Origin of the sequence: Devosia ureilytica (genome assembly GCF_024273195.1) — a bacterium.
Taxonomy (GTDB): domain Bacteria; phylum Pseudomonadota; class Alphaproteobacteria; order Rhizobiales; family Devosiaceae; genus Devosia; species Devosia ureilytica.
The window spans coordinates 617,926-641,919 of record NZ_JAMZCU010000003.1 but is presented as its reverse complement, the minus strand read 5'-3'; the positions used below and the strand labels follow the sequence as shown (position 1 = coordinate 641,919).

Below are 23,994 nucleotides of genomic sequence, written 5' to 3'. Positions count from 1 at the left end.
CGGACGTCGCGCCCCTTGGTGCTATTCGTCCTTGCTGTCGCGCAACAGCAGGAATGCGGCGATGGCCACAGCCGGCAGGCCGAGCCGCAGGAGCCCGGGCGTGCGCGCCAGCAGCGGCAGGGCCGTGATGGCGGCGGTCGAAATCAGGGCGCCTTTTTCGCTGGCGCGCCGCTTTTCGGCCAGATCCCGCTGGTGTCGGCCACGGCCGATCATGGAGCCCAGATAGACCGCAAGCGCCAGCAGCAGAAACACACCCGCCAAGATCAACGCCGCTATGATGGCGCCGAAAATATCGGCCAGGGCCATATAGCCGGCGGCGACCAGAAACGCGGCCGCGGCAAAGTTGAACAGGGCGATCAGCCCATAGATCAGCGCTGTCGATTTGGCGTGGGAAACCAGGTTTCCTGCCTCCAAACCGAGCAGCGCTGCGAGCGGGGCAAGCAGGCCCATGGTCAATGCCGGGTGAGAAGGGCCAGGACGAAGCCGACGCCGGCGGCCGCTGCCACGGCCGTCAGGGGCTTTTCGCGGATGGTGTCCTTGATCTGCTTTTCCATTTCGCCCGCCTGATCCTGCGCTTCACCGAGCATCTGCTGGCCTTTGGCCTGCAGGTGTTTCATCTCGGTGGTAGCCAGAGATCGGGCCTCGCCCATCTTTTCGCCGGTCAGCTTGCCGAGCGTGTCGGTGATGGCCTTGAGGTCGTTCTGAAGCTGGTGAACCTGCGCTTCAAGTTCTTCTTCACGGGTGAGGGGGGGCTTGGTGCTTTGGGGGGGTGTTGTCGCCGTCGTCGTCTTGCGACGGTTCGGGGCCATGTCGGAAGTGGTCGCCATTGGACGCTCCTTGTAATCGTGACCGCATAACGCGGCGCATTAGCGGCAAGTTCCCCCAAAGCGGGCTCGAGAGCATTTCACCGTGGAAATGCACCTCGAAAAAGATGTCCCGACAAGCCAAGCCTGCCGGGACAAAGGGCGCGGACCGATTTTGGGGGCGACCACCGGTCCGCTAGGGGCACATTCCATTAACCGGAATTCCAGAGGGATCTGGCGTGCCCGTTTCTGAATTCGAGCTGGCTAGATCCGTCCCATCAGGACCAGGATCAGCACCACTACCAGCACGGCGCCGAGAATGCCGGAGGGGAAGTAGCCGAAGCCACGCGAATATCCCCAGTTCGGCAATGCGCCGATGAGCAGCAGAATAAGAATGATGATCAGGATTGTGCCGAGCGTCATGAAACCCTCCTAGAAACTCGAAAATGCGGCGCGCTGTTCGACCCTAGACCAGCACGACCAACAAGGCGGTTGCTGCGGCCAGGATCAGCGAGGCCGGGAGGAGGGCCATGGCCACTTCAGCAAAGTGCGGCTGATGGTTCAGCATGTCGTCGCTCCACACAGCGGTGGTGGCGCGGGCTGAGCGGTCATACGTGCTCGACTGGTTGTGGTTCATTGTCGTGTCTCCTGCAACCCGGGATCGCCGGGCTTTTTCCTGGCAGCGCCTTGCGGACCGCGTGTCAGAAGAACGGAGAGAAGAAGATTTGGTTCCTTGGCGCGATTACTCGACGCGCAGCACATCGACCGATTGCTTGGTCTCGTGCGAGCCATGGGTGCGCAAGACGCCCACGATAGGCGAGATGTCGGCATAGTCGCGACCATGGCCGATCGAGATGTGATCAGGCCCCGCGATCATGGCATTGGTGGGATCGAACTCGACCCAGCCCACATGCTGCCCGCACCAGGCGCGCACCCAGGCATGCATGGCATCGGCACCTTCCAGGCGCGGCTTTCCGGGCGGTGGATTGGTGCGCAGGAAGCCCGATACATAGCCCGCCGGAATGCCAAGGCCACGCAAGCCAGCGATCATGACATGGGCAAAATCCTGGCAGACCCCCTTGCGCAGGGCAAAGGCCTCGGCAGGGCGGGTTTCGACATCGGTGGCCTTGGGATCGTACTCAAAGTCCTTGTGGATTGCCATGCAAAGGGCGGTGGCCATGGACAGTGTCGTGGGCTCCCCGCTTGTCACATCACGCACATAGTCGGTGATGGCAGGCACGATCTGGATGCGGGGCGAGGCAGCGAGGAAGTGCTGCGGACTGGCTGGTGCAATCGACCAGTATTGGGCGATCTCGCGCGCCAGTTGTGGCAGCGGCGGGGAGAGATCGGCGGGCGGGGTCAGGTCTTCGACCTGCACGCGTGCGGAGAGGCGAATGGTCAGTGCCTCATGCGGCTCGGTCATGGTGATGGCGGTGACCGAATTGCCAAAGAAATCGAGAAAGCCACTTTGGCGCGACGGACCCGGTTCGACCGCGAGCGAAGAGGCGATGAGGCGCTGAACGCCCGGCACGTTGGCGGGCGCAACGCGAATGTGGTGACGGCCGCCATGCACCGGGGCGTCATAATCATATTCGAGCGTGAGGCGGATGTCGTAGAGCATGGCGTCAGGTGAAATAGGCCGCAGCGATCAGACTGGACAGCATCCCGATGTCATTGGCGAGGGCGTCGAGCCTTTCGGGCGTCATGTCGCCGGGTTCGGCAATCACCAGATCCGTGTGGATTTCGAGGGCCAGCTTGGCGGCAGGCGAGAGCTGTTCGTCATGAATGCCGCCGGGCAGGGTTTCTACCTGGTGGCGCAATTCGGTCAGCTGGAACAGCACCGAGCGGGGATTGAGCGCGTCGAGCACCAGAAGGTCGACAACGCTCTGGGTACCGGCGCTGACCGAATAGCGGCGGCGATGGGACATGACGCTGTCGCCGATTTCGAGCAGCATTTCGAGCGAGCCATCAGGCGCATCGGGCGCGGTCAGCCAGGCGGTGACCCGCGCCATCTGGATCGCGCGTTCAAGCCGACGGCCCAGTTCGAGAAAGCGCCAGCCGGCAAAGCGATACATGTTCTCATGCACCAGGCCTGAGAACCCGGCCAGCTTGCGCAGGAGCACGGTCATGGCCCGCGTGGAATCGTCGCCGGTGCTGATGCGGGACGCAAAGCGCTGCGCGGTCTTTTGCAGATCGTTGAGCGCCAGCCAGCCATCGGGCGAGAAGCGGTCGCGGATCTGCCCGGCGCTATGGACGGCGCTGTCGATGGAGGCGAGGAGGCCAATCGGCATGGCCTCGGTTGCATCGACATCGACGGTTTCGAGAAAGGCGGCGCAATGCGCGAGGATCGGTAGGTCGGGTTTGGACAGTTCCGCCAGTCGGGCATTGTAGGCGCGCAGGATGCGAACGGTCGCTTCGCAGCGTTCGGCATAACGCCCGAGCCAGATGAGATTATCGGCGGCGCGGCTGGGCAGACTGCCGGGCGAGTTGCGGACCAGCTTTTGTCCTTCGCGCGGCAGCAGTGACACCTGTTCGACCGGCTGGGAGGACATGACCCAGACGTCGGCGGCCTGACCGCCGCGCTGCATGGCGAGGGCGGTGGTGTCGGTGGTGGAGCCGACGCGGGCGAAGCCGCCCGGCATGATGGTCCAGCCTTCGTTGGTGCGGGCAGCATAGACGCGCAGGGTGATCGGACGCGGTTCGAGTCTGCCATCGGTATAGACGGGGGCGGTCGAGAGGCGCACCGGCTCCTGACCGACATAGGCGCTACCCCCAGCGGCGATGCGGTTCTTGAGGTCGGCTTTCTGTTCGGCAGTCATGCTGGCGCCCAGCGCGGTGCCGCGCAGGTCGTCGAAGGGTAGCGCAGTCGAAAAGGCCGGGCCGATCATCAGGCTGTCGAAATTGTCGAGAACGAATTCGCGCTCGGCGCCCTGGCCGCACCACCAGGTGGCGATTTCGGGCAGTTCGAGGCCCGTGCCGAGCAAATGCTTGCACAGCCGCGGCATGAAGGCGGCCAGCGCGCGGGTTTCCATGATGCCGGTGCCCAGAGCGTTGATCATCGAGATCGACCCACCGCGCAGGGCCTCGACCATGCCGGGCGTGCCGATATGGCTGTCGTAGCGCAATTCGAGGGGATCAGCGAAGCTGGCGTCGAGCCGGCGCCAGAGCACGCTGACCGGCTTGAGGCCGGCCACGGTGCGCACCATGACCCGGCCATCCTCGACCACCAGGTCCTCGCCTTCGAGCAGCATGAGGCCCAGGTAGCGAGCGATATAGGCGTGTTCGAAATAGGTCTCGTTGAGCTGGCCCGGGGTCAGGATGCCAACCCGGCCCCCGTCGCGGCGGGCCTGGGCAAAGAGCGCGTCGCGGAAGCCGCGGAAGAAGCCGGCCAGGCGATTGATGTTGAGCCCCGAGTAGATATCGCTGAGCGCCCGCGTGGTGGCGACGCGGTTCTCCAGCGCAAAGCCGGCGCCGGAGGGCGCCTGGGTGCGGTCGCCCAGCACCCACCAGGCGCCATCGGGACCGCGACCAAGCTCAAAGGCGCAAAAGTGCAGATAGTGACCGCTGACCGGCTGCACCCCAACCAAGGGACGGAGGAATTCGCCGTTCTGGGCGATCAGTTCGGGCGGCAGCAGGCCTTGCTGGACCAGCGTGTTGCTGCCGTAGATGTCAGCGACAATGCGCTCGAGCAGATCAGCGCGTTGGGTCAGGCCGTGGGAAATCTGCACCCAATCAGCTTCGTCGATCAGCAGCGGAATATGGGCCAGCGGCCAGGCCCGTTCCTTGCCCTCGGCGCCGTCATACTTGCGATAAAAGACGCCGGCATCGCGCAGATATTGATCGGCACGCTCGAAGCGGGCGGCCAGCTCGGTCGGCCCCAAAGCGTCGAAAGCGGACATGAGCTTGTCCCAGCCCGGGCGTATGTTGCCGGACGGGTCGATCATCTCGTCCGGCACGCCTGGTAGCAGCCGATAGTCAGCGATGATGCTGGGTCCGGCCGGGGGCTTGCCGCGGGTCTGGTGATTCCGCGAATTCATGGATTACGTGAACCGTGGCGGCCGCCGGAGGTCAAGCGTCAACGGGAAGTCATCCGCAGGCTTTTCGGGGCGAAGGGGATAGGGGCCGGGGGTGTGGTTGTGCGGCACGAAGCGGGCGAGGCGGCGCGCTTCAGCCTCGTTGCCATTGACGGGGAAGGTTTCGTAGTTGCGGCCGCCGGGGTGGGCAACGTGGTAGGTGCAGCCACCGATGGCGCGGCCGGTCCAGGTGTCATAGATGTCAAAAACCAGCGGCGCGTGCACCGGCAGGTTCGGGTGCATGCCGGAGGCGGGCTGCCAGGCTTTGAAGCGGACCCCGCCGACCATGGTGCCATTGGTTGTCGACGGCTTGAGCGGCACCGGGCGCTGGTTGCAGCTGACGATGTAGCGGCCTGGATTGGCGGTTTCGAGCCGCACTTCCAGGCGCTCGACCGACGAGTCGACAAAGCGCACCGTGCCGCCGATAGCGCCCTGTTCGCCCATCACATGCCATGGCTCAAGAGCCTGGTGCAGCTCGAGTTTAACGTCCTCGACGCTGACTTCACCGCAGAAGGGGAAGCGGAATTCGCGCTGGGCAGCGAACCATTCAGGCTCGAAATCGAAGCCGTGTTCGCGCAGGTCGGCGAGCACGCCGAGAAAGTCCTGCCAGACAAAGCTCGAGAGCATGAAGCGGTCGTGCAGGGCGGTGCCCCAGCGGGTGAAATCGCCGGTCAGCGGCTTGTCCCAATAGCGTGAGATCAGCGCCCGGATCAGCAATTGCTGGGCCAGCGACATGCGCGCATTGGGCGGCATTTCAAAGCCGCGGAATTCGACAAGGCCAAGGCGGCCGGTGGGGCCATCGGGAGAGTAGAGCTTGTCGATACAGATCTCGGCGCGATGGGTGTTGCCGGTAACATCGACAAGCAGATTGCGGAACAGGCGGTCAGTGAGCCAGGGCGTGGGTGCCTCGCCTTCGCCTGGTGCCGGAACTTGCGCCATGGCGATTTCGAGTTCGTAGAGACTGTCGTGACGCGCTTCGTCAAAGCGGGGCGCCTGGCTGGTCGGGCCGATGAACATGCCCGAAAACAGGTAGCTCATCGAAGGGTGGCGCTGCCAATGCAGCACCAGGGACTTGAGCAGGTCGGGCCGGCGCAGGAAGGGGCTGTCATGGGGCGTTGCGCCACCCACGACGACGTGATTGCCGCCGCCGGTGCCCACATGCTTGCCATCGATCATGAACTTGTCGGCGCCGAGGCGGCAGGCGCGCGCTTCCTCATAGACAGCTTCGGTGGTGGCAACGCAATCGTCCCAGCCGGCAGCGGGATGGATATTGACCTCGATGACGCCCGGATCGGGGGCGACGCGGATGACGTTGAGGCGCGGATCGGTCGGGGGCGCATAGCCTTCAAGATGGATGGGCTGGCCGATTTCCTTGGCTGCCGCTTCGGTGGCGGCCACCAGTTCGAGGAAATCTTCGAGCTTTTCCACCGGCGGCAGGAAGACGCAGAGGCGGTGATCGCGCACTTCGGCGGTGACGGCGGTGCGGACCTGCCCTTCGATCTCGCTGATTTCCTGCTCGGTGATGTCCTGCTGCTCGGTGGCGGCAGTAAAATCGGTGGTGGCCTGCGCGCGAGGGTCCGCCTCAAGCCCGGTCTGGCGGGAGGCCAGCAGATCGTCGGGGTCGGCCAGCGGTACGCGTGGTGCTCCCGGATCAAGCGGGACGACATGCGGATAATCGGTGGCGTTGAGATGCTTGAGGGAACTGAGCGGCAGGCGATAACCGGCGGGGCTGTCGCCCGGCGCGAGGAACAATTTGCCGCGCCGTGTCTTCCACATCTCGGTCAGCCAGGGACTGGATGCGGCGGCGTTCCAGCGCTGTACCGGCAGGACATAGCCGGTCGGATTGGTCAGCCCGCGCTCGAACACCCTTGCGATACGCAGGCGTGCTTCGGGATCGGCAAGCTCGGAATTGGCCGGATCGACATTGGCCGGGAGGTTGGCTTCCTTGAGCAGCCACTGGCCAGGGTCTTCATAGGCCTCGGCAATGGTATCGCCCCCAAGGCCGAGGTTGCGCGCAAAGGCGTGGAGAAAGCGCTTGGCATCTTCGTGGGTGGCGCTGGTCTTGACCCCTTCACGGGCAACCAGACTTTCGTCTTTCCACACTGGCTTGCCGTCGAGCCGCCAGTAGAGCGAGAAGGTCCAGCGCGGCAGGGTTTCACCGGGATACCATTTGCCCTGGCCGTAATGCAGCATGCCATTGGGCGCGAAGCGCTGGCGCAGGCGGCGGATCAACGTATCAGCCAGCCCGCGTTTGGTCGGGCCGACTGCGCCGGCATTCCACTCATCGGCCTCGAAATCATCAATGGAGACAAAGGTGGGTTCGCCGCCCATGGTGAGGCGGACATCCTGTTCCATAAGCTTGGCATCGACCTGTTTGCCCAAGGCATTGAGACGCTGCCAGCTTTCGTCGGAGAACGGCTTGGTGATGCGGGGATGCTCGGCGACGCGGGTCACACTCATGTCGAAGGCGAAATCGACTTCGGCAAAGGAGGCGAAGCCGGAAATGGGCGCGGCATTCTTGTAATGCGGGGTGGCCGCCAGCGGCACATGGCTCTCGCCGGTGAGGAGGCCCGAAGTGGGGTCAAGGCCAATCCAGCCGGCGCCGGGCAGATAGACTTCGCACCAGGCGTGAAGGTCGGTGAAATCGTGATCGGTGCCAGCGGGTCCGTCGAGCGAGACGAGGTCGGGCTTGAGCTGGATCAGGTAGCCGGAGACGAAGCGCGCGGCAAAGCCGAGCTGGCGCAGGATATTGACCAGCAGCCAGCTCGAATCCCGGCATGAGCCCTTGGCATTGCCCAGCGTTTCCTCAGGCGTCCAGACGCCCGGCTCCATGCGCACGATGTAATTGACGATGGTTTGCAGCCGCGCATTGAGACCTGTGACGAAGGTGACGGTGTTCTGTGGTGTGCGGTCGATACTGCCCAGGAACTGCGCCAGGAGGGGACCGGCCGGCTCGGGTTGCCGGTAGATGGCGAGATCGTCGCGCAGATCCTCGGGATATTCAAAGGGCCAGGTTTCGGCGCTTTCCTCGACGAAGAAGTCGAAGGGGTTATAGACCGTCATGTCGGCCACCAGATCGACTTCGATCTTGAGCTCGGTCACCGGCTCGGGGAAGACGAAACGGGTGAGGAAATTGCCATAGGGGTCCTGCTGCACATTGACGAAGTGCAGCGATGGGCTGACCCGCAGCGAATGGCTCAGGACCTTGGTGCGCGAATGCGGCGCCGGTTGCAGGCGAATGATCTGCGGCTGCAAGTGCACCGGACGATCATATTTGTAGTGGGTGAGATGGTAGATGGCGGCTTTGATCGACATGCAGGTTTGTCGCTCGCTATTTGGCCACGAAAATAGGCTTCCCGATAAGGAGCTTAACGGGGATTTGGGCCGATGGATAGGCGGCAACGCGTTCGTCTTGCAGGCGGGGCCGACGGGCTATTCCAGCGCGTCAATTGCCTGACGTTGGCGCAGCATCTCGAGAAAGATGCGGTAGTCACGCTCGAACTGCGGGCGGGCGGCGGCATTGGGCGCGCGCGAGGTCCCGCCTTGCTGCATGGCGATGCAGGCCTGATCCAGGCTTGGAAAGAGGCCGGCGGCATTGGCGGCGACCATGGCCATGCCGAGAAGGGTGGCGTCGGGCGTGGCCGGTTCGACCACGGTGCAGCCGGTGGCGTCGGCGTAAAGTTCCATCAACAGCCGATTGCGGGTGTGTCCGCCCGTGATGTGCAGCGTGTCGATGGCATAGCCGCGAGTGTTGAGGGTTTCCAGGATATGGCGGACGCCGAGGGCAATGGAAACGCAGGTGCGCCAGTAGAGGCGACAGAGGCTGTCGAAATCGCTGTCGAGGGTCAGGCCGGAAATAACGCCACGGGCAAACGGATCGCCAAGCGGTGAGCGATTGCCGTGAAAATCGGGCAGGACATGGAGGCGGTCGGCCAGCGCAAGCCCTTCGGATTGGCGCAGTTCCATGACGCGCTCGCAGATGGCGAGGTGCTTGTCGCGGCTGGGTTCGCCACCTGCGCCATGCCAGCGAATGATATGGTCGAGCAGGGCGCCGGTGGCCGATTGGCCGCCCTCGTTGAGCCAGACGCCCGGCAGGACCGCGCCGAAATAGGGGCCCCAGACGCCTGAGGTGGGCCGCGCTTCGGCCGAGAGGGCCATAACGCAACTGGAGGTGCCGGCGATCAGCGCCAGATGTCGGTCGATGGTATCGACATCGGCAGCAAAGGCGCCGAGAACGCCCAGCGCGCCAGCATGGGCGTCGATGAGCCCGGCGCCAACCCGGCAGGCGGGCGTGAGGCCAAGTTGGTCGGCGGCCGCGCTGGTCAAGGGGCCAAGATCGGCGCCAACGGGGCTGGCCCGATCGGGCAGGGCGGCCTTGGCGATAAGATCATCGAGGCCGACACGGGCAAGGAAATCGTGGCGCCAGGGATCTGCGTCATGGCCGAGATAGGTCCATTTGCAGGTGAGGGTGGATTGCGAACGGGCGCGTGAGCCGGTGGCCTTCCAGGAGAGAAAATCGGCCAGGTCGAACATCTGTCCGGCGCGGGCCCAGCTTTGCGGCAGGTGGCGCTTGAGCCACATGAGCTTGGGCACTTCCATTTCCGGGGACATGACGCCCCCGGCATAGTGCAGCACCTCATGGCCGGTGCGGGTGCATTCGTCTGCCTCTTCCAGCGCGCGATGGTCGAGCCAGACGATGGTGTCCCATCGATCTTCGCCGTCCCGAGCGACGGTGACCGGGGCGCCGGCGGCGTCGCGAACGACGAGCGAACAAGTGGCGTCAAAGCTGATGCCGACCACGGCGCCGGGCTCGGCCCCGGCCTCGGCCATGGCGCCGCGCACGGCGGCGCTGACGGCAGCCCAAATCTGTTCGCTGTCATGTTCGGCGAAATTGGCGTCGGTGCGCCGCATGGCGATTGGGAATTCGGCGCGGCCCCGCAACAGGCCCTCGCGCGTGAACACACCGGCCCGGGCACTACCGGTTCCGACGTCCACTCCCACCAGGAGGTTTTGCGACACGCCGCCCTCTCTTTTCGGTCCGGCGAGACCTTAGCGGATGGTTCGGGGCGGGGCTAGGGGCCGAGACAGGCGCATGGTGCCATCTTCCCAAAACATGGCCCTGGGCAAAACGCTTCAAAGCGTGTCGGCCAGATAGTCTTGGAGCGTCCGGGTGGTCCCCCGTGCCCAGAGGGATTGAAGGGATTTGGTGAAGGCGGCGATGAAATCGGGGGCCTTTGCCAGATCGCCATAGATATCGGCCATTTCGAGCCAGGCCCTGGGATTATCTTTGGCCTTGTGCGCCTGCGCCGTGAGGCGGGCCCAGCTGGGGTCGTTGGGCTCGATGGTTGCACCGCTGTCGGTGGTGCCGAAGCAGTAGCGGCACCAGAGGGCTGAAACCAGCGCCAGGCCGGTGACGCCCTTGCCGTCGCGGATGCGATCCAGCGCCGAAGGGATGATGAATTTTGGCTGGCGGTTGGAGCCATCGAGCGCTAGCCGGCGCACCGTGTCGCCAATCTTGGGGTTGGCAAAGCGGCGCTCACAAAGGGCCAGATAGTCATCGAGGTTGGTGTCTGGCACCGGCGGCACGACGGGAAGGATCTCGTCGGCCTCGACCTTCTTGAGGAAGGCGGAAACGAGGGGGTGTTCCATCGCTTCATGGACGAAATGGATATCGAGCAGGCCGGCCGGATAGGCGATTGTCGCGTGGCCGCCATTGAGGATGCGGATCTTCATGTGCTCGTAGGGCGCGACATCGGGCACGAACTGTACGCCGACCTTTTCCAGCGCCGGACGGCCGGCGGGGAAATTGTCTTCCAGCACCCATTGCTTGAAATTCTCGCAAAAGACCGGCCATGCATCGTCAATGCCATATTGATCGGCCAGCAGCTTTTTCTCGCGCTCCGAGGTGGCAGGGGTAATGCGGTCGACCATGCCATTGGGGAAGGCCACGGCGGATTTGATCCATTGGGCGAGGGCCGGATCGATCAGGGCGGCGAGGCCCGCAACGGCGTTTTCGGTGACGTGTCCATTGCCGGGGATATTGTCGCAGCTCATCACCGTAAAGGGCGCAATGCCGGCGTCTCGGCGTTTCACCAGCCCGGCCAGGATCAGGCCAAAAGCGGTTTTCGGCGCGTCGAAGTGGGCGGCGTCATAGGCGATGTCGGGATGGGTCGGATCGAACTTCTGGCTGGCCGGGTCGATGTAGTAGCCGCCTTCGGTGATGGTCAGCGACACGATGCGAATGGCCGGATCGGCGAGACGGGCAATGACACCAGCGCTGTCGCCGGGCTTGATGTAATCCACCATGGCACCAGTGACATGAGCGGCGCTGGTGTCGGCCTCCTGCTCGACCACTGTCGTCAGCCAGTCCTGCGCACCCAGCTTTTGCCGCATGGCCTCGTCGGCCTCGCGAACGCCGGCGCCGATCAATGCCCAATCGTGGTCTTGGCCGAGATTGAACAGGGCATCGAGATAAACCGCCTGATGGGCGCGGTGAAAATTACCGACGCCGAAATGGACGATGCCGGCGCGGAGACTGGTCCGGTCATAGGCGGGCACCGATGCGGTGGTGATGGTGGGCAGGTGGGCGGCGGAGAGTTTGGTGATCATGGGTTAGATCCCGGATAGGGAGTGGTCAGGCCGTGAAAAATTTCCGTCCCCAAGGGGGAGGAAGGCGCAGGAACCGCCGCATGGGTGGAAGGGGCGCACACCTAGATCGCCTTGCCAGCTGCATCGAAGCGGTAGATGCGATTGGGGTCGGGCGTCAGGTAGACCTTGTCGCCATGCGCGAAGGTGCGGTCGCCGTCGGTACGCACCGTCATCAGGCCAAGGCCATCGACCTCGACATGAAGGAATGTATCGCTGCCCAATTGCTCGGCGACATTGACCGTCCCCGACCATTGGCCTGCGCCAGCGGTGGTCGAGAGCGTGAAATGCTCGGGGCGCACGCCGATGGAGTGGGCCTTGTGCTTTTCGGCTTCGGGGCCGTCGACGAAGTTCATCCTGGGCGAGCCAATAAAGCCGGCGACGAAGCGGTTGGCGGGTTTCTTGTAGAGGTCGAGCGGGGAGCCGAACTGTTCGACATTGCCGGCATTGAGCACCACGATGCGGTCGGCCATGGTCATGGCTTCCACCTGATCGTGGGTCACGTAGATCATGGTGGTCTTGAGCTGCTGGTGCAGTTCGGTGATTTCGAGCCGCATGTTGACGCGCAGCGCTGCGTCCAGATTGGACAACGGTTCGTCGAACAGGAACGCCTTGGGTTCGCGCACAATGGCGCGGCCAATGGCGACGCGCTGACGTTGGCCACCGGAAAGGGCGCGCGGGCGGCGGTCGAGATAGGACCCGAGATTGAGGGTTCGGGCGGCGTATTCGACCTTCTTGTCGATCTCGGCCTGGGGCATTTTCGCCATCTTGAGCGGGAAAGCGATGTTGTCGCGCACGCTCATGTGCGGATAAAGCGCATAGGACTGGAACACCATGGCGAGGCCCCGTCGCGCCGGAGGCGCGTCGGTGACGTCCTGGCCATCGAGCTTGATATGGCCCGAGGTTGTGTCTTCCAACCCGGCAATCAGCCGGAGCAAGGTGGACTTGCCGCAGCCCGAGGGGCCGACAAAGACGACGAACTCGCCGTCCTTGATGTCGAGCGAGATGTCCGGGATGATTTCGACTTCACCGAAGGACTTGTTGACGTGTTCGAGGGTAATCGAGCCCATTTTCAGTGGTCCTCTTGATGGCCGGCGGCGGAGGTTGGGGTGAGCACCACACCTCTCCCTCTGGGGGATCGGTCGGAGCGAAGCGACGGGTGAGGGGGGCTTCTCCATGCGCCGGGTTCGAGGAAGGCCCCCTCACCCGCCCCAAGGGGAGAGGTGAAGCAAGAGATGCCCATCACTTCACCGCTCCGAAAGTCAGACCGCGCACCAGTTGCTTCTGGCTGAACCAGCCGAGCAGCAGGATGGGGGCGATGGCGAGGAGGGATGCGGCGGAGAGCTTGGCGAGGAACAGGCCCTGCGGCGATGAGAATGACGAGATGAAGGCGGTCAGCGTGCCAGCCCGGCCCGAGGTCAGGGTGATGGTCCAGAAGGCCTCGTTCCAGGCGAGGATGACGTTGAGGAGCAGGGTCGAAGCGATGCCGGGCACTGCCATGGGCACCAGGACGTGGACGATCTCATCGTACAGCTCGGCGCCATCCATGCGGGCGGCTTCGAGGATGTCGACGGGAATTTCCTTGAAATAGGTGTAGAGCATCCAGATGATGATCGGCAGGTTGATGAGCGTCATGATCAGCGTCAGGCCATGCACCGTGTCGAGCAGGCGCAGGTCGCGGAAGATCAGGTAGATCGGGATCAGCACACCCACGGCGGGCATCATTTTGGTGGAGAGCATCCACATCAAAATGTCCTTGGTGCGTTTTGTGGGGGCGAAGGCCATGGACCAGGCCGCCGGAATGGCGATGACGAGGCCGAGCAGGGTCGAGCCGACCGAGACCAGGATCGAGTTCCAGGCGTGCTTTATATAGTCCGAGCGGCCCTGCACATCGGCGAAGTTTTCGAGCGTGAAAGTTTGCGGCAGGAAGGTGGGCGGGGCGGCAATGGCCTCCGCTTCGGTCTTGAATGCCGTGACAATGGTCCACAGGATCGGGGAGAACAGCAGCAGGGCGACGGCCCATGCCAGAATGGTGAAGCCGATTTTGGTCTGAACGGATGCGGTGCGGGCCATGGTTCAGCTCCTGACGCTGGAGTGGTGCGCGGCCTCACCTCTCCCTTTGGGGGAGAGGTCGGCGCGAAGCGATGGGTGAGGGGGCCTTGCCCACGCACCGGACAGAGAGAAGGCCCCCTCACCCGCCCCAAGGGGGGCGACCTCTCCCCCAAAGGGAGAGGTGAAGAGGGGCCTGTATTGACTGACACTACGCATCGAGGTTCTTCCCCACGGCGCGCATCAGGAAGATGGCGACTACATTGGCGATGATGACGGCCACCACGCCGCCTGCCGAGCCGGCGCCGATGTCGTTGGACAGGATGCCGGTGCGGAAGACGAGGAAGGCGATATTGGTCGAGGCATAGCCCGGGCCGCCGCCGGTGGTGACGCGGATTTCCGCGAAGATACCGAGCAGGAAGATGGTCTGGATGAGGATCACGATGGTGATCGCCCGGGCCATGTGCGGCAGGATGATGTAGCGAAAGCGGTTGATGGCCTTGGCGCCGTCCATTTCGGCGGCTTCACGCTGCTCCTCGGAAAGGGACTGGAGCGCCGTAAGCAGGATCAGCGTGGCGAAGGGTAGCCATTGCCAGGCGACAATGACGATGACCGAGAACAGCGGATATTGCGCGAACCAGTCGACCGGCTGCAGGCCAAAGGCCTTCCACAGGTGTCCCAGCATGCCGTAGCCGGGGTGCATGAAGCCATTCTTCCAGATCAGGGCCGCCACCGGGGGCATGACGAAAAAGGGCGAGATGACGAGGATGCGCAATATGCCCTGGCCCCAGATCGGCTGATCGAGCAGGAGGGCCAGGAAGGTGCCGCCGATCACGGTGATCAGCAGCACGCCGCCGACGAGCAGCAGGGTGTTGACCAGGGCTTGGGTGAAGCTGGGATCGCCAATGACATAGGCGTAGTTCCCCCAGCCGGCAAAGCCGGTCATCATCGGATTGATGAGGCTGTAGTTCTGGAAGGAGAACCAGATGGTCATGACCAACGGCACGATCATCCAGATGAAAAGCAAGATGACGGCCGGTGCCATCATGGTGCGCGCCAGGGTGCGGGTCTGCCGGGTTGCCATCCATTCCTCCCAGGGCCGTTCGTCGGGTCCGGTTTTGTCCGGTCCGCCGGTCCTCATCGGATCGCCACGCGGGAGGTGGCCATCGGATCAGGTCCGCAAGGTGTTGTATCGGTGGTGGATGGAGCCGTCCGGCGTCCTGAGGGGGACGATTTGCCGGGCGGCTCCGGTTCGGGACACGATGCAAGGGAGGACTAGCGGTCCGTGCACGGGCCCAGAGATTGGCGACCGGGAGGAGAGGTCCGGCCGCCGGAGCTTCGGAGGAAGCCTTACTTGATGTAGCCGGCGCGGGTCATGTCGCGGGTGGTGGCGTCCTGGGCCTGTGCCAGGGCGTCATCGGCCGACATCTGACCGGCGAGGGCTGCGGAGAACAGCTGGCCCACATTGGTGGCGATACCTGCGAACTCGGGGATGGCCACGAACTGCACGCCAACATAGGGCACGGGCTTCACCGATGGCTGGGTCGGGTCAGCGGCGTAGATCGAGCCCAGGGTCATTTCAGCGAAGGGCGCTGCTGCCTGGTATTCCGGGTTTTCGTAGAGCGAGACACGGGTGCCGGGGGGCACGTTGGCCCAACCTTCTTCGGCCGCCACCATTTCGAGATAGGCCTTTGACGTTGCCCAGCCGATGAACTGTTCGGCAGCTTCTGCATTCTGCGAGCTTGCGGGGATGGCCAGCGACCAGGCCCAGAGCCAGTTGCCGCGCTTGCCAAGGCCGGTATCGGGCGCCAGGGCAAAGCCAACCTTGTCGGCAACCGTGGAGTCATCGGGGTTGGTCACGAAGGAGGCCGCGACGGTGGCGTCGATCCACATGCCGCACTTGCCCTGCTGGAACAGGGTCAGGTTTTCGTTGAAGCCGTTGGACGAGGCGCCAGAGGGACCGGCGTCGGCCATCAGCGAGAGATAGGTGTCGAGCGTTGCCTTCCATTCCGGCGTGTTGAACTGGGGCTGCCAGTTTTCGTCGAACCAGCGGGCGCCGAAGGAGTTGGACATGGCCGTGAGGAAAGCCATGTTTTCACCCCAGCCGGCCTTGCCGCGCAGGCATACGCCGTTGATGTCATTGGCGCGATCGGTCATGGCGCGGGCCGCTTCACCGATGAATTCCCAGGTCGGGGCTTCCGGCATTTCAAGGCCGGCTTTTTCCATCAGATCGGTGCGGTACATGATGAACGAGCTCTCGCCATAAAACGGCGCAGCATAGAGCTTGCCATCGAGCGAGAGGCCGTCGCGGATCGGCGGGAGCAGGTCGTCGACGTCATATTCGGCGTCGGCGGCGAGGCCATCGAGCGGCGTGAGCCAGCCCTGCTTGGCCCAGATCGGGGCTTCGTAGGTGCCGATGGTCATGATGTCATACTGGCCGCCATTGGTGGCAATGTCGGTGGTGACGTTCTGGCGCAGGGTGTTTTCTTCCAGAACCACCCAGTTGAGCGCGATGCCGGTTTCTTCGGTGAAGGCGCCGGACAGGCCCTGCATGCGGATCATGTCGCCATTGTTCACGGTGGCAATGGTGAGCGTCTGCGCAGAAGCGGCGCCGGTCAGGGCGAGCACAAGCGCGCCCGCGAAAAGCGGTGTCAGTTTCATCTATTTCCTCCCAGAAGCCGAAGCGAGCATTTGCCTCAGCGATGGGCAAATGTTCACAAACTGAGCGGAAGAGTCAAGCGGGCTTGTGCGGCAATTCTTGCTACACGTGCGTCAAGGCATGTTCGGTTGGTCGCAGGCAGTTGCGCCCGACAATGGGCTATTGCTTGGAATATCGCAGGGCGGCAGGCGCAGTGATGGTGCGCCTAGGCCAGCAGCAATTCGGCCGTGCGTTCGTCGGTAATCAAGCCGTTGGCCAGCCGGCGTGTCAGCGCGGCGCGGATGGCAGATGCCTTTTTGTCCCCCATGGCGAGGGCAATAACGAGACCATTTTCACGGCTGGGAATGGGGGCGGAGGCGACGCGCTCATTGGTGAGGCCATCAATCAGCCGGCCCTCGGCATCAAAGACCCAGCCGCAAATTTCGCCAACGGCGCCGGCTTTCAGCAGGGCCTTGTGCTCGGCTTCGGACAGGAAGCCGTCGAGCAGCAGGGGGGCGTCGGCGCCGAGATGGCCGATGCCGACAAAGGTGATGTTGGCGTGGGCGGCCAGGTCGAGGGTCGAGGCGATCATCGGTTGGGTGTGGAGCATTTCGCGCTCCTGTGCCGACGAGGCAATGACCGGAAGCGGCATGGGAAAGGAGCGTGCCTTGACCGTATCTGCGACGTTGAAAATGACGTTGTAGAAAGCGGCAGAGCCGTCGGGTGCAATATTGCCGGTGAGGGATACGACCTTGTGGTGTGGACAGTCCATGGGCTGGAGTTGCTCGATGGCCGCCTTGAGCGTGCGGCCGGTGCCGATGGCCATGATGATGGGATCGGCGGCGCGCAGGCAGCGCTCGATTTCGGCGGCGCCGGCCTCGGCCACCCCGATGGTGGTAGAGGAACTGCCCGGGTCGGACGGGACGACCTCGCAGTGGTCGAGCGCAAATCGGGTGCGCAGACGTTCGGCAAGGTCGAGGCAGTGCCCGATGGGGTGGTCGAGCCGCACCTTGATCAGGCCCTCGGTGACCGAGAGTGATACCAGCCGCTGCGCGGACTGACGCGAGATCCCCATCTTGGCGGCAATCTCTTCCTGGGTGTTGCCTGCTACATAGTAGAGCCAGCCGGCGCGCGCCGCATCATCCAGCCGGGTCGCAGTATTGTCGTTTCGCGCAGCCATCAGCCCCTCGTCCAGAAGTTGTATCGATTATTCCGATACCGCGGCTGGCCGCAAGGGTGATTACCGCGTGCGCTGTCGGGTCGGCGGGTCGGCCATGCTGGAGAGTGCATTGCGGATGTCGCGCTCGGTGTCCTTGAGGTGGAGGCGCATGGCCTCCCCGGCAGCGCGGCCATTGCCATCGCGGATGGCCTCGAGAATGCGTTGATGCGCCTGAATGGTGTCAAACAAGGTGTGGCCGCGATTGGCATGGCCGCGCCGGCTGATCTGGATGCCTTGCCGCAGTGGGCTCGCCATGGCCTCAAAGAGATAGCCCATGACGCGATTGCCGCTGGCGAGCGCTATGGCCTCATGGAAGCCGACGTCGAAATCGTGGAAACGCCGGTCGGCCTCCGGGTCTTCGGCGCTGGCGGCCTCGACGGTATCGCGCATGCCTTGCAGGGCATTCTCCACGGCGGCGATGCCGGCGCGGCTGGCGCGCTTGGCGGCAAGCGTGGCGCTTTGCACCTCCAGCGACAAGCGGACCTCGACCAGGTCAAAGAGGCCCTTGGAGTCGTTGTTGAGCATAGAGGTAAGGAAGTCGGCGAAGGCGGCGCCGTCGGGTTCGCGCACGATGGCGCGCCGGCCGCGCGACAATTCCAACAGCCCGCGTCCCGCCAGAAGCTTGACGGCTTCGCGGATGGTCAGTCGGCTCACGGCATAGCGTTCGGCCAGTTCGGCCTCGCTCGGCAAGCTGGCGCCTGGCGCTAGCTCGTTCAGGATTTCATTGGCCAGATCATCGGCCACCGTGCTGGCGGCGCTGGTTTGATCGGGCCGGGATTCACCGGACGTAATTGTTCAAACTCCTCAAAGGTATCTGATACCTTTGGGCTGTTGTGGGCTCTTTTTTGGCCCGTGACAACGGCTCCTCCCTCAGGCTGGGGCACCATATCCATGGCTGAGTGAGGCGGCAAGCGGGCGTATCCTTTTATTGCATGAGTCGAAAAAATATACGGCCAACGCAACTCGATGCTTTACAGGCCTATCTGATTGTCTTAGCGTCCGGGCCTATGGGCTTGGGAGAGTCCATGGCGACAATAATGTCGTCCGTGCCGGAGGACTTCATGCAGATCCGAGCGGCGATGCCTCAGGGTGTCGACCCGACCAGATGCGGCGCCAAGCGGCGTCCGAAGTTGTGGCCTGATGGCCACGCTTAGGGCGGCCTGTCCGTAGCAGCTGCCTGATTTTCCCAAACCCAGAAGACCATAAAACAACCAATCTCGAATATTTTTAGGGAGTCGAGACGTGAAGGTTCTCAAATCAATCGCGACGCTGGTCGCTGCCGGTGCCGTTCTGGCCACCGCTGCCACTGGCGCCTTTGCCCAGGACAAGGGCCAGGTCGGTATCGCCATGCCGACGCAGTCGTCGCTGCGCTGGATCTCGGACGGCAATGAGCTCAAGACTGCCCTTGAAGGCATGGGCTACACCGTCGATCTGCAGTACGCAGAAGACGATATTCCGAACCAGCTGGCCCAGATCGAAAACATGGTCACCAAGGGCGTCAAGGCTCTGGTGATTGCCTCGATCGACGGCACCACGCTGTCGGCCGTGCTGCAGCAGGCTGCCGATCAGGGCGTCAAGGTCATTGCCTATGACCGTCTGATCCGCGAAAGCGGCAATGTCGACTACTACACCACCTTCGACAATTTCCAGGTGGGCGTGCTTCAGGCCAACAGCCTGGTGAAGGGCCTTGAAGAGCGCTTCGGCGACGACAAGCCCTGGAACGTCGAACTGTTTGGCGGTTCGCCGGACGATAACAACGCCTTCTTCTTCTATGATGGCGCCATGGCCGTCCTGCAGCCGATGATCGACGCTGGTGACATCGTCATCAAGTCGGGCCAGATGGGCATGGAACAGGTTGGTACCCTGCGTTGGGACGGTGCTGTTGCACAGGCCCGCATGGACAACATCCTGTCGGCAAACTACTCCGACGGTTCGGTCGTCCACGGCGTTCTGGCCCCCTATGACGGCCTGTCGCGCGGTATCATCTCGTCGCTCCGCGGCGTGGGCTATGGCTCGGGCGATCTCGCCTGGCCGATCGTGACCGGTCAGGACGCTGAAGTCCCCTCGGTCAAGGCGATCATTGCCGGCGAGCAGTATTCGACCGTGTTCAAGGACACCCGCGAACTGGCTCAGTACACTGCCCAGCTGATCGACACCGTGCTTTCGGGCAACGAGCCGGGCGGCCTGGACACCACCACCTATGACAATGGCGTCAAGGTTGTGCCCTCGATCCTGCTGACCCCGTATGAAGTCGACGCGACCAATTACGAAGAACGCGTGATCGCTTCGGGCTACATCAAGGCTGAAGAACTGCAGTAATCTGCAAGAATGGAGGGGCTCCGCCAAGCGCGGGGCCCCTTTCTCGATTTTTCGCAAGACCTCGCGCGCGCAACCTTCTAGTTTGAAGGGGGTGATCGGGAGGTCCGGTTCGTAGAGAGGCAGGTCCTTTCGTCGAGCCTATGACAGGTCACTGAAATGACAGGGTCAGCATGACCAAGACCATTCTGGAGATGCGCGGCATCACCAAGACCTTCCCCGGCGTGAAAGCGCTGTCCGATGTCAATCTGGACGTGCGGGAAGGCGAAATCCACGCCATCTGCGGCGAGAACGGGGCTGGCAAGTCCACCCTGATGAAGGTGCTGAGCGGTGTCTATCCGTCCGGGTCCTATGAAGGGCAGATCGTCTACAAGGGCGAAGAGCAGCACTTCAAGTCGATCAGCGACAGCGAACACAAGGGCATTGTCATCATCCACCAGGAGCTGGCGCTGGTGCCGCTGCTTTCGATTGCCGAGAACATCTTTCTGGGCAATGAGCAGGCCAAGGGCGGCGTGATCGACTGGGATGAGACCCGCGATGGCGCCCGCAAGCTGCTCAAGATGGTGGGCCTGAACGAGGACCCCGACACGCTGATCACCAATATCGGTGTGGGCAAGCAGCAGCTGGTCGAAATTGCCAAGGCGCTCTCCAAGCAGGTGCAGCTGCTCATCCTTGATGAGCCGACCGCTTCGCTTTCGGAGAAAGACAGCCAGGCACTGATCGATCTGCTGCTCGAGTTCAAGACCCAGGGCATCACTTCGATCATCATCAGCCACAAGCTCAACGAGATTTCCCGCGTTGCCGACCGGGTGACCGTGATCCGCGATGGCAGGGCCATCGAGACCATGGACACCCAGGACATCACCGAGGACCGGATCATCACCTCGATGGTCGGCCGTTCGCTCGATGACCGCTACCCGGCACGCACCCCCCAGGTGGGCGACGTCGTGTTCGAGGTCCGCAACTGGAATGTCTATCATCCGCAGCACCGCGAACGGCAGATCATCCGCGATGTGAGCATCAACCTGCGCAAGGGCGAAGTGGTTGGCATTGCCGGGCTGATGGGGTCGGGCCGGACCGAATTCGCGATGAGCGTTTTCGGCAAGTCCTATGGCCAGAAGATTTCCGGCGAAGTGTTCGTCAACGGCCAGAAGATCGATACGTCCACTGTGGACAAGGCCATCCGCAATGGCATTGCCTATGCCACCGAGGACCGCAAGACCTACGGCCTGAACCTGATCGACCACATCAAGCACAACACCACCATTGCCAATCTGATCGGCGTATCGAAATGGGGGGTCATTGACGACCTCGCCGAGCTCGATGCCGCCAATGACTACCGCAAGAAGACCAACATCCGCTCATCCAGCGTCTATCAGGTGGTGGGCAATCTCTCGGGCGGCAATCAGCAGAAGGTGGTGCTCAGCAAGTGGCTCTATGCCAATCCGGACGTGCTGATCCTGGATGAGCCCACCCGCGGCATCGATGTGGGCGCCAAGTATGAGATCTATACGATCATCAATCAGCTGGCGGCACAGGGGAAGGCGATCCTTGTCATCTCTTCGGAAATGCCCGAACTGCTCGGCATCACCGACCGCCTCTATGTAATGAACGAGGGCCGTATCGCGGGCGAAATGCCCACAAGCGAAGCGAGCCAGGAAAAGATCATGCGCTCCATCGTGCGCGCTGAAGGAAAAGCATCATGACGACCGAAACTGCATCGACCGGACCCGGCGCGGCGGCCCAGCCGACCCAGTCCCACGAGTTGAGCCTGGTGGGCGCGTTGCGCGCCAATATGCGCGATTACGGCCTGCTGCTGGCGCTGATCCTCATCATGCTGTTCTTCCAGTATTTCACCAATGGCGTGCTGTTCAAGCCGGTGAACCTGACCAATATCATCCTGCAGAACAGCTATATCATCGTGATGTCGCTGGGCATGCTGCTGGTGATTGTGGCCGGCCATATCGACCTGTCGGTTGGCTCGGTGTCCGGCTTTGTCGGGGCGCTGGCGGCCATGCTGATGGTCGGCTGGGACTTCCCGCCGGAGCTGGCTTTCCTCGCCCATCCGCTGATTGCGGGGGCTATCTGCCTGGTTGTTGGGGCGGCTATCGGCGCGGCACAGGGCTATATCATCGCCTATCACCGCGTTCCGGCGTTCATCGTGACGCTGGCCGGCATGCTGATCTTCAAGGGCCTGTCGCTGGCAATCCTGGCCGGCAAGTCGGTCGGGCCGTTCCCTGCTGAGTTCCAGATGCTGTCCGCCGGCTTCATCCCCGATGTGATCGGGCCGACGACGCTGCCCTGGCTGGCTGAAAATGGTCAAAACGTGGTCCTGCACACCACCACCATGGTGATCGCCATTCTGGCGATTGTGGGCATGGCATTCTCCTCGATCCGCACCCGTGCCCGTCGCAAGGCCCGTGGCTACGATGTCGAGCCGTTCAGCCTGTTCGTGATCAAGAATGTGGTGATCGCGGCGCTGGTGTTGTTCTTCGCCTATATGCTGGCGTCCTATCGCGGGCTGCCCAATGTGCTGGTGGTGATGGGCGTGTTGATCGCGGTCTTTGTGTTCCTGACCAAGCGCATGACCTTTGGTCGTCGCATCTATGCCCTGGGTGGTAACCTCAAGGCCGCGGCGCTTTCGGGCATCAAGACCGAACGCACCACGTTCTACATCTTTGCCATCATGGGCGCGCTGGCGGCCCTGGCCGGCATGATCTATGCCGCGCGGCTCAATTCGGCGACGCCGAAAGCCGGGCAGGGGCTGGAACTGGACGTGATCGCGGCGGTGTTCATCGGTGGCGCCTCGGCGCTGGGCGGCGTGGGCCAGGTGGCCGGCGCGGTCATCGGCGCCTTCATCATGGGCGTAATGAACAACGGCATGTCGATCATGGGCGTCAACATCGATTGGCAGCAGATGATCAAGGGCGTGGTTCTGCTCGCCGCCGTGTTCTTCGATCTCTACAACAAGAACCGCTCGGCCTGACCTTTCAGGAGCCGAATTTGAGGGCCGCCGGAGTGATCCGGCGGCCCTTTTTATTCAAGTGGGTGCTAGCGCCCTGCGTCCATGTGAGAGCGCCGAAGTTCGGGGTTGACGGGCAGCTCATTATGTAACAATGAAAGTTACATTATGAGCTGGGGATGTCCATGAGCGGCTTTGCACATATTGCCAATAGCTATGCGGAGGGCCCGCCAAAGCAGGTGCCGGGCCTGGCCGGCCTGCATCGGATGATGCAGTTGCTGCTGGCCGAACGAGTGCCCGAAACAGGTCGCGTGCTGGTGCTGGGGGCCGGCGGGGGCATGGAGTTGACGACACTGGCGGGGGCGCATTCGGGCTGGCAGTTCGACGGCGTCGATCCGTCGGCAGAAATGCTGGAAGCGGCGCGGATCGCGACGGTTGACCATGCAGAGCGGGTGCATTTGCATCGTGGCACCATAGAGGTGGCGCCGGAAGGGCCGTTCGACGGCGCAACCTGCCTGCTGGTGTTCCATTTCATTCCACGCGAGCAAAGGTTGGCGACCCTCAAGGCCATGCGGCAGCGCCTCAAGCCGGGGGCACCGCTGGTGCTGGCCCATATGAGTTTTGCGCAGGACGACGCCAGCCGGAAGCTCTGGATAAAGCGCCACGCGGCCTTTGCCGCTTCAAACGGGGTTGACGCGCTCAGCGCTGAGGCGGCCCAGCAGATGATGCTGGATCGGCTGCATTTCCTCTCGCCCGAAGACGAGGAGGCCATGCTGGCGGAAGCGGGGTTTGAAGGCGTGAGTCTGTTTTATGCGGCCTTCGATTTCCGTGGCTGGGTGGCATACGCCTAGGACTTGGACGCCGCGCCGCGGGCGCAGGCTTCGATATTATTGCCATCAGGATCGAGCACGAAGGCGCCGAAATATTCGCCTGCACCCTGCCGCGGCCCTGGTGCGCCATTGTCCATGCCCCCGTTCGCAAGGGCCGCTTCGTAGAAGGCGTGGACCATGGCCTGGTCCCTGGCCTGGAAGGCAACATGCATCTGGTTGATGCCGGCGCGCGACCCCTCGATCCAATAGGAGGGGCGGGTGGTGCCGATCCAGAGGTAGGGGATGGGTTCCTGGGCGCTCTTGCCGAACAAGAAGGCTTCAGTTCCATTGTCGATGGTCTGCAGGCCGAGTGCTTCGGCGATGGCATCGTAAAAGCGGCGGGCCTTCTTGAGGTCGGTGACGACGATACCCGTGTGATCGATCATGTGAACTCCTTGCTTTGCTGGAGACGCGTAATCC

The 23,994-nt window shown here is 63.0% G+C and carries 20 protein-coding genes; 4 read left to right on the top strand and 16 right to left on the bottom strand.

The window, feature by feature from the left end; genetic code table 11:
* Positions 1–21 precede the first annotated feature (21 nt).
* The 15 genes from NIM87_RS10950 to NIM87_RS10880 all read right to left on the bottom strand — a co-directional run bounded on the left by NIM87_RS10950 (position 22) and on the right by NIM87_RS10880 (position 18,171).
* A complete protein-coding gene (locus NIM87_RS10950; RefSeq protein ID WP_254674696.1) occupies positions 22–450 on the bottom strand; it encodes a hypothetical protein in 429 nt (142 codons plus the stop codon).
* A 2-nt stretch (positions 451–452) separates the two neighbouring features.
* Positions 453–827 (bottom strand): ElaB/YgaM/YqjD family protein, encoded by a 375-nt coding sequence (locus tag NIM87_RS10945; protein ID WP_254674695.1) that lies wholly within the window; start codon positions 825–827, stop codon positions 453–455.
* A 240-nt stretch (positions 828–1,067) separates the two neighbouring features.
* Positions 1,068–1,226: a DUF3309 family protein gene (locus NIM87_RS10940; protein ID WP_254674694.1), complete on the bottom strand. Its 159-nt coding sequence runs from the start codon at positions 1,224–1,226 to the stop codon at positions 1,068–1,070.
* 43 nt (positions 1,227–1,269) lie between these two features.
* Positions 1,270–1,440 carry a hypothetical protein gene (locus NIM87_RS10935; RefSeq protein WP_254674693.1) on the bottom strand — a complete coding sequence of 57 codons (171 nt, stop codon included), beginning with the start codon at positions 1,438–1,440 and terminating at the stop codon, positions 1,270–1,272.
* Between the two features lie 105 nt (positions 1,441–1,545).
* The gene (locus tag NIM87_RS10930) at positions 1,546–2,424 is read right to left on the bottom strand and encodes a transglutaminase family protein (RefSeq protein WP_254674692.1); all 879 of its coding nucleotides are present in this window, start codon (positions 2,422–2,424) and stop codon (positions 1,546–1,548) included.
* Between the two features lie 4 nt (positions 2,425–2,428).
* Positions 2,429–4,840 carry a circularly permuted type 2 ATP-grasp protein gene (locus NIM87_RS10925; RefSeq protein ID WP_254674691.1) on the bottom strand — a complete coding sequence of 804 codons (2,412 nt, stop codon included), beginning with the start codon at positions 4,838–4,840 and terminating at the stop codon, positions 2,429–2,431.
* Positions 4,841–4,843: 3 nt separating this feature from the next.
* The gene (locus NIM87_RS10920) at positions 4,844–8,191 is read right to left on the bottom strand and encodes a transglutaminase family protein (RefSeq protein ID WP_254674690.1); all 3,348 of its coding nucleotides are present in this window, start codon (positions 8,189–8,191) and stop codon (positions 4,844–4,846) included.
* 117 nt (positions 8,192–8,308) lie between these two features.
* Complete coding sequence (locus NIM87_RS10915; RefSeq protein WP_254674689.1) at positions 8,309–9,895, bottom strand: FGGY-family carbohydrate kinase; 1,587 nt, start codon at positions 9,893–9,895, stop codon at positions 8,309–8,311.
* A gap of 114 nt (positions 9,896–10,009) precedes the next feature.
* Complete coding sequence (locus NIM87_RS10910) at positions 10,010–11,485, bottom strand: mannitol dehydrogenase family protein (protein WP_254674688.1); 1,476 nt, start codon at positions 11,483–11,485, stop codon at positions 10,010–10,012.
* A 101-nt stretch (positions 11,486–11,586) separates the two neighbouring features.
* A complete protein-coding gene (locus NIM87_RS10905; protein WP_254674687.1) occupies positions 11,587–12,591 on the bottom strand; it encodes an ABC transporter ATP-binding protein in 1,005 nt (334 codons plus the stop codon).
* A 172-nt stretch (positions 12,592–12,763) separates the two neighbouring features.
* Complete coding sequence (locus NIM87_RS10900; RefSeq protein ID WP_254674686.1) at positions 12,764–13,594, bottom strand: carbohydrate ABC transporter permease; 831 nt, start codon at positions 13,592–13,594, stop codon at positions 12,764–12,766.
* Between the two features lie 187 nt (positions 13,595–13,781).
* On the bottom strand, positions 13,782–14,654 hold the full coding sequence (locus tag NIM87_RS10895; RefSeq protein ID WP_254674685.1) for a carbohydrate ABC transporter permease: 873 nt from the start codon (positions 14,652–14,654) through the stop codon (positions 13,782–13,784).
* 266 nt (positions 14,655–14,920) lie between these two features.
* Positions 14,921–16,231 carry an ABC transporter substrate-binding protein gene (locus tag NIM87_RS10890; protein WP_254674684.1) on the bottom strand — a complete coding sequence of 437 codons (1,311 nt, stop codon included), beginning with the start codon at positions 16,229–16,231 and terminating at the stop codon, positions 14,921–14,923.
* A 203-nt stretch (positions 16,232–16,434) separates the two neighbouring features.
* Positions 16,435–17,388, bottom strand: a complete 954-nt coding sequence (locus NIM87_RS10885; protein ID WP_254674683.1) for a sugar-binding transcriptional regulator — start codon at positions 17,386–17,388, stop codon at positions 16,435–16,437.
* A gap of 60 nt (positions 17,389–17,448) precedes the next feature.
* Positions 17,449–18,171: a FadR/GntR family transcriptional regulator gene (locus tag NIM87_RS10880; protein WP_254674682.1), complete on the bottom strand. Its 723-nt coding sequence runs from the start codon at positions 18,169–18,171 to the stop codon at positions 17,449–17,451.
* Positions 18,172–18,669: 498 nt separating this feature from the next.
* On the opposite strand from NIM87_RS10880, the gene chvE reads away from it, so the two are divergent.
* From chvE to NIM87_RS10860, 4 genes are all read left to right on the top strand, one after another.
* A complete protein-coding gene (gene chvE / locus NIM87_RS10875) occupies positions 18,670–19,746 on the top strand; it encodes a multiple monosaccharide ABC transporter substrate-binding protein (protein WP_254674681.1) in 1,077 nt (358 codons plus the stop codon).
* A gap of 170 nt (positions 19,747–19,916) precedes the next feature.
* Entirely contained in the window at positions 19,917–21,449 is a 1,533-nt protein-coding gene (gene mmsA / locus NIM87_RS10870; RefSeq protein ID WP_254674680.1) for a multiple monosaccharide ABC transporter ATP-binding protein, read from the top strand.
* On the top strand, positions 21,446–22,729 hold the full coding sequence (gene mmsB, locus NIM87_RS10865; RefSeq protein WP_254674679.1) for a multiple monosaccharide ABC transporter permease: 1,284 nt from the start codon (positions 21,446–21,448) through the stop codon (positions 22,727–22,729). Before mmsA ends, mmsB begins: the two co-directional genes overlap by 4 nt.
* Before the next feature lie 161 nt (positions 22,730–22,890).
* A complete protein-coding gene (locus tag NIM87_RS10860; protein ID WP_254674678.1) occupies positions 22,891–23,556 on the top strand; it encodes a class I SAM-dependent methyltransferase in 666 nt (221 codons plus the stop codon).
* On the opposite strand, the gene NIM87_RS10855 is transcribed toward NIM87_RS10860, so the two are convergent.
* Positions 23,553–23,960 (bottom strand): VOC family protein, encoded by a 408-nt coding sequence (locus NIM87_RS10855; RefSeq protein WP_254674677.1) that lies wholly within the window; start codon positions 23,958–23,960, stop codon positions 23,553–23,555. The two genes, NIM87_RS10860 and NIM87_RS10855, sit on opposite strands and share 4 nt — an antisense overlap.
* Between the last annotated feature and the right edge of the window lie 34 nt (positions 23,961–23,994).